Below are 12,542 nucleotides of genomic sequence, written 5' to 3' on the forward strand. Positions count from 1 at the left end.
AAGTCGCGCCAGTCGCATCGCCCCACCCTGTAAGAACATGCAGTATTCCGTCCCGCCTACACCTTCAGCGCACTTCTCACATTTGGCAACAGTCCTACACTGGCCCTCATGAGATGAGTACCTAATTCGTACATCACACATGAAGGGGGTTGTCATGGAAACGTTGAACGACGACGCGGCCCGGCTCAGGGCAGAGGCGACGAAGGCGGACGCATTGGCCCGGCGGGCCAGACGGGCTGCCGACGAGGCATTCCGGGTGTTTCTGAAGGAGGATGGCGCCGTCGCGCCCGACCAGGCCATCGAAACGGCCAAGGCGAGCGCACGGGCCGCGCAGGAGGCGTGGCGAAACTACGTCCGCCATGTCGCGCTGAACGGCGGGCATCTGCATAACTGCTGAGCCCGCAAGCGGCGGGCTTCCGCGCGACACGGCTTCGCTCCGCCAGCGCCCATCCGCCGGGCATCGGGCGACGCATCAGCCGTTCGACAGCCGCTCGCGAAACGAGCCGGCGATGGCGTAGCGCAGCGCCATCGGCCAGAAGCGCAACGGCAATTGCGCCACGTCGCGCAGGCCGCCCGCGAGAGACGCGCACGCCCGCTCGCGCAGTGGCAGATCCACGGCCGTCCAGTACAGCCAGTTCACGTAGGCCGCGAGGATCCTGCGCCCCGCAGCGCGGCGGGGACCCGGCGCTCCGACCGGCAGGCGGACGGCAGCTTCCACCACCTGCCGCACGCCGCGCCACATCGCGGGGCCATTGCGACTGAGCGAGCCGCTGCGCCGGCGGTATACGGCCAGCATATGGTCCATGCGCACCCACCGATCGGATGTGGCGGCAAGGCGCAGCCAGAGATCGAGGTCTTCGGCGTGATGCAGGTCCGGCCGGAACAGCCCGCTGCGCGAGAACAACTCGCGCCGCACGATGATGCCGTTGGTGGGCACGGTCTCGGCGTTCAACACGCTGAGGAATGGCGTCGGCTGCAGACTGGGCGCTGGACTGCTCTCGACCGGCCGGCCGTCTTCATCAATGATCTGCATGCCGCAGATGAACACATCGGCGTCGGGGTTGGCCGCCAGCGCCGTCTCGAAAGCCTCGCGGTAGCCGGGCCGCAGCAGATCGTCGCTGTCGAGGAACAGCACGAAGTCCGCCCGGCTTTCCATGATGGCGCGGTTGCGCGCGACCGACGGGCCGGCATTGCGCTGGCGCAGCACGCGAACGCCCTCGTGGCGTTCGGCGGCGTCGGCCGAGCCGTCGGTGGAACCGTCGTCCACCAGCAGCACGGGAATGCGGTTGTCGTTCCAGGCCGAGGCCAGCGTCTCCGGCAAAGTGGCGGCCGAGTTGTACGAGGCGGTCAACGCCTCCAGGAGTGGACTGCTCACCGCTTGGCGCCTGTCAATGACTGCTCGACCGACGCAAGGCACTGCGGACAATGTCGTCCAGCATGATCGGCCAGAAGCGCAACGGCAGCCGTGCAACGTCGCGCAGCACACCGATTGCGGAGGCGCGCGCCCGCTGGCGCAGCGGCTGCGCGAAGGCGGTGTAGTACACGTAGCTGGCCCCGTTGGCGAGCGCGCGCTGCGCGGCCATCCGTCGCGGGCCGGGCTCCCCGATCGGCAGGCGTGCCGCGGCATTCGCGACCTGTCGGATGCCGCGCCACATCGCAGGTCCGTTCTTGCTGAGCGAGCCGCCGCGCCGGCGGTAGACCGCCAGGGTATGGTCCATGCGCACCCAGCGGTCGGAGGCCGTCGCCAGACGCAGCCACAGGTCCCAGTCCTCCGCATGATGCAACCCGGGCAGGAACAGGCCGCTGCGCGAGAACAACTCGCGCCGCACGATGATGCCGTTGGTGGGTACGGTCTCGGCGTTCAACATGCTGAGGAATGGCGTCGGCTGCAGACTGGGCGCCGGACGGCTCTCGATCGGCCGCCCGCCCTCGTCGATGATCTGCATGCCGCAGATGAATACATCGGCGTCGGGGTTGGCCGCCAGCGCCGTCTCGAAAGCCTCGCGGTAGCCGGGCCGCAGCAGATCGTCGCTGTCGAGGAACAGCACGAAGTCCGCCCGGCTTTCCATGATGGCGCGGTTGCGCGCGACCGACGGGCCGGCATTGCGCTGGCGCAGCACGCGAACGCCCTCGTGGCGTTCGGCGGCGTCGGCCGAGCCGTCGGTGGAACCGTCGTCCACCAGCAGCACGGGAATGCGGTTGTCGTTCCAGGCCGAAGCCAGCGTCTCCGGCAAAGTGGCGGCCGAGTTGTACGAGGCTGTCAGGGCCTCCAAGGTTGGCGGCCCCACCGCTACTCCTTTGCCAGAACCGGCGCCCCCGCGCTGTGAGCGACCGCGCCGTTCGGGCGCTGAGAAACCTGATGGCTGCGGGTCGTCATGCGGGTCGCCAGCCGCAGCACGCCATGGGAGGCTTCGTAAGCACGCGGAGCGCCCGGAAAGACCACGGGCTGGACTTCCAGTTCCACGCATTGGGGCGCAGAAAAGAGCTCGTTGCGGGCGTCGAACAAATGGAAGTCGACGAAGTAGCGCCCCGGATACAGGGTCATCGAATCGAGCGACAGGCGGAACGAGAAGCGCCCTTCGTACCGCTGGAAATCGATCACTTCCTCAGGGCCCCAGACATCGGAGAGCTTGAGACCATTGGCGTCGTGCCAACGGAAACGCGGCACGCACGACGGCGTGGCTTCGCCGGCCTCCAGCACCACTTCGATCTCGACAGGCTCCAGGAAGTCGACAGTGGTCACGTTGCTCTGGACGCCATTGACCGTCAACTCCACCAGACGCACGCCGATCGAGCTCTTGTAGTCGAGCTGCGAGAGCATGGGTGCCCGTTTCGCGTACTCGTCCAGCACATCTTCCGCCGAGCCCTGGAAAGCCAGGCGGCCGTTGGTCAGCAGCAAGCCCTTGTTGCACAAGGACTTGACCACCGCCATGTTGTGGCTGACAAACAGCACCGTCTTGCCTTCCTGGGTACTGACGTCGCGCATCTTGCCAAGGCACTTGTTCTGGAACTGCGTGTCCCCGACGGCAAGCACTTCGTCCACGATCAGGATTTCCGGATCCAGATGCGCCGCCACGGCGAATGCCAGGCGCACGTGCATGCCGCTGGAGTAGCGCTTGACGGGCGTATCCAGAAAGCGCTCGACTTCGGCGAAGTCGACGATCGCGTCGAACTGGCGGTCGATGTCGCGCTTGCGCATGCCGAGGATCGAGCCGTTGAGGTAGATGTTCTCGCGCCCGGTCAGATCGGGGTGGAAACCGGTGCCGACTTCGAGCAGCGAGCCCACCTTGCCATAGAGACGGATCTCGCCGGTGGTCGGCTCGGTGATGCGGCTGAGGATCTTCAGCAGCGTGCTCTTGCCCGCGCCGTTGCGGCCGACCACACCCACCACATCGCCCTTCTTCACGTCGAAGGACACGTCGTCCAGTGCGCGAAAGGTTTCAAACTCCTGCGGGCGGAAGAGATTCTTCATCGCGGCCAAGGCGGCCTCGGTCACCTTGTCGTGCCGCTGGGAAAGATGTGAGATGCGGTATTCCTTGCTCAGGCCGCGCACCGACAGCGCCAGATCAGATGACATCGGCAAACCTCCGCTCCGAGCGCTGGAAAACGACCAGCCCGGCGATGAATACCAGTACCGAAGCCACGGCACTCCACACGACCGAGCCCCAGCTGGTGACCGGCGTGCCCAACACGGCCCAACGGAACGAGTCCAGGATGCCGACCATCGGATTCAGGGCCACCAGCCATTTCACCGACGGCGGAATGGAGGAGGCCGCATACGCGACGGGGCTGGCCCACAACAGAAACTGGCTGAACACCGGCACCAGGTGGCGCACGTCACGGTAGCTCACGTTCAAGGCGGCGGCCCCCAGGCCCATGCCCAGCGCGAGCAGGATCGCCATCGCCAGCGCCACCGGGACGAAAAGCAGTTCCGGACCGGGCACGATGGCGTAGATGATCATCAGAGCCACCATCACCACCGCGCCCACGGCGAAGTCGAGCATCACCCCGTAGACGGTGGATATCGGCAGCACCATGCGGGGGAAGTAGATCTTGCTGATGAGGCCCGAGTTGACGACCATCGAGTCATTGGTCTTCAGGAAGATCTGGATGAAGGCATTCCAGAGCAGCAGGCCCGTGTAGCCGAACACGAAGTAGGGGACGCGCTCGTCGCCGGTGGGCAGGGCTGCAATGACGCCGAAGACGAAGGTGAACAGACCGGCACCGATCAGCGGCTGCAACAGCACCCAGGCCACGCCCACCACGGTCTGGCGATAGCGCAGCTTGATGTCGCGCAGCGCCAGGATGAACAGCAGGTCGCGGTATTCGAGAACATCGCGCAGGGGAAAAAGATTTCCGCGCCGGCGGGGCTTGATGACGAGTAAAGGTTCGTTCGCGGTGGTCATTGATGAAGCACGCTCCGGGTCCATAACAAGCCCCGCAGCATGGCCACTGAGCGTATCTTGTCAAACAAAAGTTTCACTATCTTACCCAGTCCGGGGTGACTTTCCGCCCCCACCGAAGTTATAGAACAGGCTGCCCAAGCTTAAAAAGTCGCGCTCGCCGTGGCCTTTTAGAGCATCGGGGTGACCATTTCGCAGGTGTTCCCGCCAAGCAAAATTCGGGCAAGCCCGGGATCGGATTTCGCGAAAAGGGCAATCCACCAGTCTGCGCGGGCGGCCGACAGGGGTCTGTGAGACGCTCCATGCGCTCGATGTAGGACTTGGGACGGTCGAAAGAGCCGATGAAGCAAGCGATCGCTGGCCAATCAATCCACCAGCGCCAACGCGCCGTAGTCGCCCACTTTGTCGCCGAGCCCGGCCGGCACCAGCAGCGCCCCGCGCGTGAGCGCTTCGAGCTTGCCGTCGATCTGCGCCTGCAGGCGCGGCAGCAGGAAATCGCGGTTGTTCCAGAACACGCTGCCGCCGAGGCTGATGCGCTGCAGGTCGAGCGTGGCGACGAGGTTGTACAGCATGCGCCCCATGATGCGGCACAACGCGTCGGTGGTCGCCAACGCGGGCGCTTCGCCGCGCGCCGCCGCCGCGAAGAGATCGGCGGCCGGCTGTCCGAAGCGCCGCGCGATGCCGTTGCCCGCCGCAAGCGCCTCGACGTCGCCGTGGTTGCCGCAGCCGCACAGCGCGTGGTTGTCGTCGTCCGAGACGAAGCTGTGACCCGCATGGCCGGCGTTGCCATTCTTGCCATGCAGCACATGCCCGTCGACGCAGAGGCCGACGCCGACGCCGGTGCTCCAGGTGACGTAGGCGCAATGGTCGAGGCCCTGGAGCGCGCCCCAGCGGCGCTCGGCTTCCAGGGCGGCGACCGCATCGTTCTCGACACGCACCTGCGTGAAGCGCTTGCGCAGCGGGGCTTCGAGCAAGGCGGTCATCCATTCGTTGGGCAAGCCGCGCGCGGGGCCGGCGATGCCGCCGCAGATGTTCGGCGTGGCGAGTTCGACCATGCCGTCGTGCAGCTCGAACGGGCCCGCGGACGAGACGCCGACGCGGTCGATGGTGCCGGCATCGATGCCCTGCTCGGCGCAGATTTCGTCGATGAGGCGAATGATCTGCACCGCGACCGCATCGTTGTCGCCGGTCTTGGCGGTCGGCTCGCTGCGGCGGCCGATGAGGGAGGAGGTTCCGTTCGCGGCCAGGCTCACCGCCACCTTGGTTCCGCCGAGGTCGACGCAGGCTTTCATGAGTGCCCCCGAGCTCGGCACTTCGTGTCCTCGCTGCCCCCCGAGGGGGTGCGAGCTTGCTTGGGGCGGCCCTGCGCTGCGCTCATCGATTCAAATCCATCGCGCGACCAGGGCCGCGATCATGCTGAGAACCACCGTGCTGGCGATCGGCAATTGCCACTCGCGCCCGAACGCACGGAACTCGAAATCGCCGGGCAGGCGCCCGAAGCCGAAGCGCCGCAGCCACTCGGTCAGACCGCTCATCAGAACGAGCGCGAGGATGACGACGATCAGCCAGCGAATCATCGGTGCAGTTTAGGCCGCAAGGAGCTCCAGCGCCTGTCGGTGAAGTTCGCGCGTTGCAGCGGCGACGACCCGGCCGTCGGACTGCAGGCCGAGCGGGCGGCCTTCCCAGTCGGTGACGATGCCGCCCGCGGCTTCGATGAGGCCGGTGGGGCCGAGGTAGTCGTAGGGCTGCAGGCCGGTTTCGACGACCAGATCGATCGTGCCGCCGGCGAGCTGCGCATAGCCGTAGCAGTCGCCGCCGAAGCGCCGCATCGCGCAGCGGCGGCTCAGGCGGTCGAAGGCCTGCCAGTCTTCGGCGTTGAAGATATCGGGCGAGGTGGTGACGATGCGGGCATCGGCGATGGCGCTGCAGTCGCGCACGCGCACCGCCTGGCCGTTGCGATGCGCGCCGGTGCCGGGCTGGCCGATCCACCGTTCGCCGAGCACCGGCATGTCGACCATGCCGAGCTCGACCCGGCCGCCGCGCACGAGCGCGATCAGCGTGCCCCACAGCGGCGAGCCGGTGATGAAGCTGCGCGTGCCGTCGATCGGGTCGAGCACCCAGACGCGTTCGGCTCCGACCCGCTCCAGACCGTGCTCCTCGCCGAAGATGCCGTCGGCGGGCCGCTGGGCGGCGAGGATGTCGCGCATCGCCTGCTCGGCTTCGCGATCGGCCCGGGTGACGGGGCTTTCATCGGCCTTGGCGATGATGTCGAGCGGCGTGCGGAACAGGCGCATCGAATGCGCGGCCGCCGCATCCGCGAGTGCGTGGGCGACGCGCAGGTCGTCTTCGGGCGTGAAGGTGGAACTCATGGGGCTCTGCGGCAGAGGAAAGCCCCGATTAGACCCGAGCCGAAAGGCCCGCGACGTTCAGGACCTCAGAACGGCGTATCGCCCTGGATCGTGGTGCGGTAGAGCTTGCGGCGCAGATGGTCCGGCGTTCCGGCGGCCAGATGCATGAGCGAACGGTTGTCCCAGAACACGAGGTCGTGCGGCGCCCACGTGTGCCGGTAGACGAATTCGGGCTTCACGCTGTGCGCGAACAGTTCGGCCAGCAGCGCGTCGCTTTCGTCCTGGGGCAGGCCCACGATGCGCGTCGTGAAATGCTCGCTGACGAAGAGCGCCTTGCGGCCGGTTTCGGGATGCGTGCGCACCACCGGCTGCACGGCGGGCGCGACCTGGTCGATCTGCGCCTGCGAGAGCTTCGGCCGCCACGGGTTCTTGGCGCGCAGTTCCTCGTACTTGGCGAGATAGCTGTGCTCGGCCTTCAACGGAAGGATGCGCTGCTGCAGTGCCGGGTCGAGCGCCTCCCAGGCCAGGTGCTGGTCGGCGAAGAGCGTGTCGCCGCCTTCGCTCGGCAGTTCCTGCGCATGCAGCAGCGAGCCGAGGCTGGGCTTTTCCTTGTAGGAGATGTCGGAATGCCAATAGACGCCCGCATCGCCGAGGCCGATGGGCTCGCCGTTTTCCTTGATGTTGGAGACGATCAGGATCTCCGGATGGCCCTTGAGCTGGAACTGGTGCAGCACATGGATTTCGAGCGGCCCGAAGCGGCGGCTGAACGCCACGTGGTCCGCGGGCGAAACCCGCTGGTCCCGGAAGACCAGCACATGGTGGTCGAGATGCGCGCGGTGGATGCGCGCGAAATCGGTGTCGTTGATGGGCCTCCCGATGTCGAGCCCGACGACTTCGGCGCCAACGGGCGCGTCGAAGCGGCGGATCTCGAACGGCTGGGACGGTGCGTCGCGGGTGGCGGATTCAAGGGCGATCGAAGCGGTCATCCCGTTCACTTTAGGGCGCTCCCGATGGTTTTCCAACCATTCGTTGGTTGCTAGCTTATGCGTGCTCCAAGGCACTTCAGAGCGTGTGGCTGCGGTCCCCCTGCGCGAACCCGATCGCATCCCACGTCTGGCCGGCCGCGAAGCCGACGACCTTGAACAGCTCGCCCATCTCGTGCTCGTGGATGAGCCGCGCCGCCATGCTGCGCTCGGCGAGCGTGGCCTGCTCCATCATCGGCAGGATGCCCGCGTTGAGCAGGAATCTCGCCTGATTGCAGTAGCCCAGCACTTCCAGCCCCGCGTTCTGGCCCGCGAGCGCGATGCCGGTGAAGTTGACGTGGGCGGTGATGTCCTTTTCCCCGACGTGCGACAGCGGATCGCCGTCGGCCTCGTGGCCGCGATGGCACATCACGGTGCCCATGTGGCGCTGCGGGTGGTAGTACTCCGACTCGGGAAAGCCGTAGTCGAAGAAGAAGGCCGCGCCGCGTTCGAGGCGGTCGGCGAGCGTCGCGATGAAGGCTTCGGCCTGCGGGTGGATCTCGGTGAGGTAGTCGTGCGCGCCTTCGATCTCGACCGGCGGGCGCAGCGCGGTCGGGCGATCGCTCCAGGCGAAGCCGTCGCCCTGCGCGACCACGCCGCGCTCGAACCACTGGCCGCCCGAGCGCGCCAGCAGTTGCACCGGCATCGCGTCGAGCACTTCGTTGCCGACGACCACGCCGTTCATGGATTCGGGCAGCTCGGACAGCCACTCGAGCTTGGCCGCGTGCCCGGCCAGCGTCTGCTGCTGGCGCTCGCGAAGCAGGCCGGAGAGGTCGACGATGCGGTAGCGCGCCACGCGATCGCCAAGCGCATCGAGCAGTTGCAGCGCAAGCGCACCGGAGCCGGCACCGAATTCCCAGACTTCGTCGGTGCCGGTCTTTTCGAGCGCTTCGGCGACCTGCGCCGCGAGCGCGCGGCCGAAAAGCGGCGTCAGCTCAGGCGCGGTCACGAAGTCGCTGCCCGACGAAGGCATGCGGCCGAACTTGCGGCTCGCGTTGGCGTAGTAGCCCAGTCCAGGTGCGTACAAAGCCAGTGCCATGAAGCGGTCGAAAGGCAGCCAGCCGCCGTCGCGTTGCAGCGCGGCATCGATAATCCGGGTCAAAGGGTTGGCGCGTTGCGCGCCTTGCTCCAAGTTCATACAGGAAATCTATCAGGATGGCTCCAACGTCCCCACGCCAGGGCGTGCTCGTGACCGGCGGCGGCCAGAGGCTGGGCGCCGCGGTCTGCGAGGCCTTCGCACGCGCGGGCTGGCGGGTCTGGTGCCAGTACCGCGCATCGCGCGAACAGGCGCTCGCATTGTGCGCGCGCCTACGCGATCAAGGGCACGACGCCACCGCCGTCGAGGCCGACATCGCCACCGAGGAAAGCCGCCAGGCGCTGGTCGCGCAGATCAGCGCGGTGGGCCCGCTGGCGTGCATCGTCAACAACGCCTCGGCTTTCGAACCGGACACCGCGCTCGATTTCGATGCCGATGCGGCGCTGCGCCAGATCGGCGTGAACCTGATCGCGCCGCTGTCTTTCGCGCGGCTGCTGGCGAAAACCGCCACGGCGGGCGACGGCATCGACCGCTCGGCGATCCATGTGCTGGACCAGAAGGTCTACAACCTGAACCCCGACTATTTCTCGTACACGGTGTCCAAGCTCGCGCTGGAGCGCGCGGTCGCCTTGCAAGCGCAGGCGCTCGCGCCGGCGGTGCGCATCTGCGGCGTCGCGCCGGGCATCCTCTATCAGAGCGGGCCGCAGAACGCGGCGAATTTCGAGAAGGCTTCGCGCGCGAACCTGCTGCGCCGCACGATCGATCCGGCCGACGTGGCCCGCACCTGTGTCTTCCTCGCCAGCACGCCCAGCGTGACCGGCACCACCCTTTGCGTCGACAACGGCCAGCATCTGGTCCCGCTGCCGCGCGACATCATGTTCGTTGTAGACGAACTTCTCTCCCCCCCAGCCTCGCCCACTTCGTGTGGCTCTGCACCCCCTCAAGGGGGCGCACCCCTGCGGCCCGGCGAAGCCGGTTCCGCGGGTGCCCTGGAATGACATCATGAACAACATCAATCCCCTCCTGTTGACCTGCCGCCGCGTGTTCCTGCGCAACTACGAGGTGTGGATCAACATCGGCGTGCACGAATTCGAGAAGCGCGCCGAGCAGCGCGTGATCATCAATGTGGACCTCTACGTGCCGCTGGATGTGTCGACGCCCGTGGCGGACGACCTCGACGAGGTCGTGGACTACGACTTCATCCGCCGCACCGTCGCCACGCGACTCAGCAAGGGCCACATCCACTTGCAGGAAACGCTGTGCGACGACATCCTGACGCAGGTGCTGACCCATCCGAAGGTGAAGGCCGCGCGCGTCTCGACCGCCAAACCCGACGTCTATCCGGACTGCGATGCAGTCGGAGTAGAAGTTTTCAGGAGCAAGTAAATGAGCGCCGTATGGATCGACGAGCCGCCCTTGTCCACCAACAGCCTGAAGATCGAACGCGAGACGCACAAGCTCGAAAAGCGCCTGTGCCGCGAAGTGGGCCGCGCGATCTTCGACTACAACATGATCGAAGCGGGCGACAAGGTCATGGTGTGCCTCTCGGGCGGCAAGGACAGCTACGGGATGCTCGACATCCTGCTCAAGCTGCGCGCCCGCGCCCCGATCCACTTCGACATCGTGGCGGTGAACCTCGACCAGAAGCAGCCGGGATTCCCGGAGGACGTGCTGCCCGGCTACCTGACGGCACTCGGCGTGCCTTTCCACATCGAGGAGCAGGACACCTATTCGATCGTCAAGCGCGTGATCCCCGAGGGCAAGACCACCTGCGGCCTGTGCAGCCGGCTGCGCCGGGGCATCCTCTACCGCGTGGCGGACGAGCTCGGCGCGACCAAGGTGGCGCTGGGCCATCACCGCGACGACATGCTGCAGACCTTCTTCCTGAACATGTTCTTCGGCGGCAAGCTCAAGTCGATGCCGCCCAAGCTGGTGAGCGACGACGGCAAGCACGTGGTGATCCGCCCGCTGGCCTACGTGCCTGAAAAGGACCTGGTGCGCTGGGCGCAGCACCGGCAGTTCCCGATCATCCCGTGCACGCTCTGCGGCAGCCAGGAGAACCTGCAGCGCAAGCAGGTCGGCGAGATGCTGCGCGAATGGGAGCGCAAGTACCCCGGCCGCATCGAGAACATGTTCAACGCACTGCAGAACGTGGTGCCCTCGCATCTTCACGACGGAACGCTCCATGACTTCAAGGGTCTGAAGGCAACGGGCGTGCCCGACGAAGAGGGCGACAAGGCTTTCGACGCACCCGAGTTCCCGGCGGCGCCGTCGCCGCTTGGCATCGTGCAGATCTGATCCGTATGAAATCGCTGCTGGCCGCCCTCGCCCTCACCGTGAGTCTCACGGGCTGCGCGACGCGCTGGGTGGTCGACAGCGACGTGCGGACCTTCTCCGAAATCGCAGCGGTGCCGGCCGATGCGACCTACCGCTTCGAACGCCTGCCCTCCCAGCAATACGACGAGGCCGCGCAGCTTCGGCTCGAGGCGATGGCCGGCCCGGCGCTCGAAGGCGTGGGCCTGCGCCGGGACGACGGCTCCCCGCACTACACCGCCGAGATCGGCGCGCGCGTGACGACGGAACTCTCGCCATGGGTCGACCCGTGGTGGGGCAGCCCCTGGGGGGGTCCCGGCCCGTGGGGAGGCCCGGGACCGTGGGGCCCCTATCGGGGCGGTGCGTGGGGCTACGGCCGCGGCTGGTACGGGCCGGGCTGGTGGGGCCCGCCGCCGGCCTACAACCCGTGGTACTCCCGCGAAGTGAGCATCGTGCTGCGCGAACTGCCCTCGAACCGGGTGGTCTACGAGACGCGGGCGCGCAACGATGGCCCATACAACGACAGCGGCGCGATCCTGCCCGTGATGTTCCAGGCGGCGCTCGAGGGCTTCCCGAACCCACCCAAGGGCGATCGGCGGGTGAACCTGGAGATCCCGACCGCCCGCGATTGAGCCACCCTCCGACAGCGACGACTTAGGGGCTCCCCCTAGAATTTCGCCGATGGAGTCCACCCGCGTCATCGCAGTCCGCCACGGCGAAACCGCCTGGAACGTCGACACCCGCATCCAGGGGCAGCTCGACATCGAACTCAACGACACCGGCCTCTGGCAGGCCCGGCGCGTCGGAAAGGCGCTGGAAGAAGAACCCATCGCGGCGATCTACGCCAGCGACCTGGCCCGCGCCCGGCAGACAGCCGAAGCCATCGCCGGACCGCGCGGTCTTCCCATCACCACCGATTCGGGCCTGCGCGAGCGCGCGTTCGGCATCTTCGAAGGCCGCACCTTCGCCGACATCGACGCTGAAACGCCCGATCAGGCCCGGCTCTGGCGCACCCGCGATCCGGAATTCGCGCCGGACGGTGGTGAGTCACTGCTCACATTCCGCAGCCGGGTGACGTCGACGGCCCACCGGATTGCCGCGCAGCATCCGGGTGAGCTCGTCGTGATGGTCGCGCACGGGGGCGTCATGGACGTCCTCTACCGCGATGCCACGGGGCAGGAACTGCAGGCCCCCAGAACGTGGGAATTGAGCAACGCCGCGATCAACCGGTTGCTCTGGACCCCCCAAGGCTTCACCCTGGTCGGGTGGGCGGACACCCGTCATCTCAGCGACGGCGTGCTCGACGAAACCACCGTTTGAGCTGGCGGTGGGGCTCACGCCCGGCCGCGTCACAAAAAACAGTACTTTCCCATGCATTTTTCGTCATTTCGACGGATATGCGTCAGCTTTTTGTATTCAT

At 66.8% G+C, this 12,542-nt stretch carries 15 protein-coding genes; 6 read left to right on the forward strand and 9 right to left on the reverse strand.

The window, feature by feature from the left end; translation table 11 throughout:
• Positions 1-154 precede the first annotated feature (154 nt).
• The gene (locus BLW05_RS16415; protein ID WP_143044840.1) at positions 155-397 is read left to right on the forward strand and encodes a hypothetical protein; all 243 of its coding nucleotides are present in this window, start codon (positions 155-157) and stop codon (positions 395-397) included.
• 75 nt (positions 398-472) lie between these two features.
• On the opposite strand, the gene BLW05_RS16420 is transcribed toward BLW05_RS16415, so the two are convergent.
• The 9 genes from BLW05_RS16420 to BLW05_RS16460 all read right to left on the reverse strand — a co-directional run bounded on the left by BLW05_RS16420 (position 473) and on the right by BLW05_RS16460 (position 8,911).
• Positions 473-1,375 (reverse strand): glycosyltransferase, encoded by a 903-nt coding sequence (locus BLW05_RS16420; RefSeq protein ID WP_177142680.1) that lies wholly within the window; start codon positions 1,373-1,375, stop codon positions 473-475.
• Positions 1,376-1,388: 13 nt separating this feature from the next.
• Positions 1,389-2,273, reverse strand: a complete 885-nt coding sequence (locus BLW05_RS16425; protein WP_177142681.1) for a glycosyltransferase — start codon at positions 2,271-2,273, stop codon at positions 1,389-1,391.
• 17 nt (positions 2,274-2,290) lie between these two features.
• Complete coding sequence (locus BLW05_RS16430; RefSeq protein WP_093164177.1) at positions 2,291-3,577, reverse strand: ABC transporter ATP-binding protein; 1,287 nt, start codon at positions 3,575-3,577, stop codon at positions 2,291-2,293.
• Positions 3,567-4,406, reverse strand: a complete 840-nt coding sequence (locus BLW05_RS16435) for an ABC transporter permease (RefSeq protein WP_177142682.1) — start codon at positions 4,404-4,406, stop codon at positions 3,567-3,569. The genes BLW05_RS16430 and BLW05_RS16435 overlap by 11 nt, the downstream gene beginning before the upstream one ends.
• Positions 4,407-4,768: 362 nt before the next feature.
• Positions 4,769-5,695: an ROK family protein gene (locus BLW05_RS16440; protein WP_093164180.1), complete on the reverse strand. Its 927-nt coding sequence runs from the start codon at positions 5,693-5,695 to the stop codon at positions 4,769-4,771.
• 90 nt (positions 5,696-5,785) lie between these two features.
• Positions 5,786-5,980 (reverse strand): DUF2905 domain-containing protein, encoded by a 195-nt coding sequence (locus tag BLW05_RS16445; protein WP_093164181.1) that lies wholly within the window; start codon positions 5,978-5,980, stop codon positions 5,786-5,788.
• A gap of 9 nt (positions 5,981-5,989) precedes the next feature.
• Positions 5,990-6,772, reverse strand: a complete 783-nt coding sequence (gene hisN, locus BLW05_RS16450) for a histidinol-phosphatase (RefSeq protein ID WP_093164183.1) — start codon at positions 6,770-6,772, stop codon at positions 5,990-5,992.
• Between the two features lie 65 nt (positions 6,773-6,837).
• Complete coding sequence (locus BLW05_RS16455) at positions 6,838-7,737, reverse strand: TauD/TfdA dioxygenase family protein (protein WP_093164184.1); 900 nt, start codon at positions 7,735-7,737, stop codon at positions 6,838-6,840.
• A gap of 76 nt (positions 7,738-7,813) precedes the next feature.
• Complete coding sequence (locus BLW05_RS16460; protein WP_093164186.1) at positions 7,814-8,911, reverse strand: class I SAM-dependent methyltransferase; 1,098 nt, start codon at positions 8,909-8,911, stop codon at positions 7,814-7,816.
• A 17-nt stretch (positions 8,912-8,928) separates the two neighbouring features.
• Here BLW05_RS16460 and BLW05_RS16465 point away from each other — a divergent pair, with 17 nt between their 5' ends.
• Genes BLW05_RS16465 through BLW05_RS16485 form a run of 5 tightly spaced genes read left to right on the forward strand, consistent with a single transcriptional unit; the run spans position 8,929 to position 12,442 of the window.
• The gene (locus BLW05_RS16465) at positions 8,929-9,807 is read left to right on the forward strand and encodes an SDR family oxidoreductase (protein WP_093164187.1); all 879 of its coding nucleotides are present in this window, start codon (positions 8,929-8,931) and stop codon (positions 9,805-9,807) included.
• Positions 9,808-9,811: 4 nt separating this feature from the next.
• Positions 9,812-10,195 carry a dihydroneopterin aldolase gene (locus tag BLW05_RS16470; RefSeq protein WP_093164189.1) on the forward strand — a complete coding sequence of 128 codons (384 nt, stop codon included), beginning with the start codon at positions 9,812-9,814 and terminating at the stop codon, positions 10,193-10,195.
• Positions 10,196-11,107: a tRNA 2-thiocytidine(32) synthetase TtcA gene (gene ttcA / locus BLW05_RS16475; protein ID WP_093164191.1), complete on the forward strand. Its 912-nt coding sequence runs from the start codon at positions 10,196-10,198 to the stop codon at positions 11,105-11,107.
• Positions 11,108-11,112: 5 nt separating this feature from the next.
• Positions 11,113-11,754, forward strand: a complete 642-nt coding sequence (locus tag BLW05_RS16480) for a DUF4136 domain-containing protein (RefSeq protein ID WP_093164193.1) — start codon at positions 11,113-11,115, stop codon at positions 11,752-11,754.
• A gap of 49 nt (positions 11,755-11,803) precedes the next feature.
• Positions 11,804-12,442, forward strand: a complete 639-nt coding sequence (locus BLW05_RS16485) for a histidine phosphatase family protein (protein WP_093164195.1) — start codon at positions 11,804-11,806, stop codon at positions 12,440-12,442.
• The last annotated feature ends 100 nt before the right edge of the window (positions 12,443-12,542 follow it).

Origin of the sequence: Variovorax sp. YR216, assembly GCF_900107745.1 — a bacterium.
GTDB lineage: Bacteria > Pseudomonadota > Gammaproteobacteria > Burkholderiales > Burkholderiaceae_C > Variovorax.

Coding starts and splice junctions, on each gene's coding strand:
- BLW05_RS16415 (WP_143044840.1), top strand. CDS start 155: ATGGAAACGTTGAACGACGACGCGGCCCGGCTCAGGGCAGAGGCGACG.
- BLW05_RS16430 (WP_093164177.1), bottom strand. CDS start 3,577: ATGTCATCTGATCTGGCGCTGTCGGTGCGCGGCCTGAGCAAGGAATAC.
- BLW05_RS16435 (WP_177142682.1), bottom strand. CDS start 4,406: ATGACCACCGCGAACGAACCTTTACTCGTCATCAAGCCCCGCCGGCGC.
- BLW05_RS16440 (WP_093164180.1), bottom strand. CDS start 5,695: ATGAAAGCCTGCGTCGACCTCGGCGGAACCAAGGTGGCGGTGAGCCTG.
- BLW05_RS16445 (WP_093164181.1), bottom strand. CDS start 5,980: ATGATTCGCTGGCTGATCGTCGTCATCCTCGCGCTCGTTCTGATGAGC.
- hisN (WP_093164183.1), bottom strand. CDS start 6,772: ATGAGTTCCACCTTCACGCCCGAAGACGACCTGCGCGTCGCCCACGCA.
- BLW05_RS16455 (WP_093164184.1), bottom strand. CDS start 7,737: ATGACCGCTTCGATCGCCCTTGAATCCGCCACCCGCGACGCACCGTCC.
- BLW05_RS16460 (WP_093164186.1), bottom strand. CDS start 8,911: ATGAACTTGGAGCAAGGCGCGCAACGCGCCAACCCTTTGACCCGGATT.
- BLW05_RS16465 (WP_093164187.1), top strand. CDS start 8,929: ATGGCTCCAACGTCCCCACGCCAGGGCGTGCTCGTGACCGGCGGCGGC.
- BLW05_RS16470 (WP_093164189.1), top strand. CDS start 9,812: ATGAACAACATCAATCCCCTCCTGTTGACCTGCCGCCGCGTGTTCCTG.
- ttcA (WP_093164191.1), top strand. CDS start 10,196: ATGAGCGCCGTATGGATCGACGAGCCGCCCTTGTCCACCAACAGCCTG.
- BLW05_RS16480 (WP_093164193.1), top strand. CDS start 11,113: ATGAAATCGCTGCTGGCCGCCCTCGCCCTCACCGTGAGTCTCACGGGC.
- BLW05_RS16485 (WP_093164195.1), top strand. CDS start 11,804: ATGGAGTCCACCCGCGTCATCGCAGTCCGCCACGGCGAAACCGCCTGG.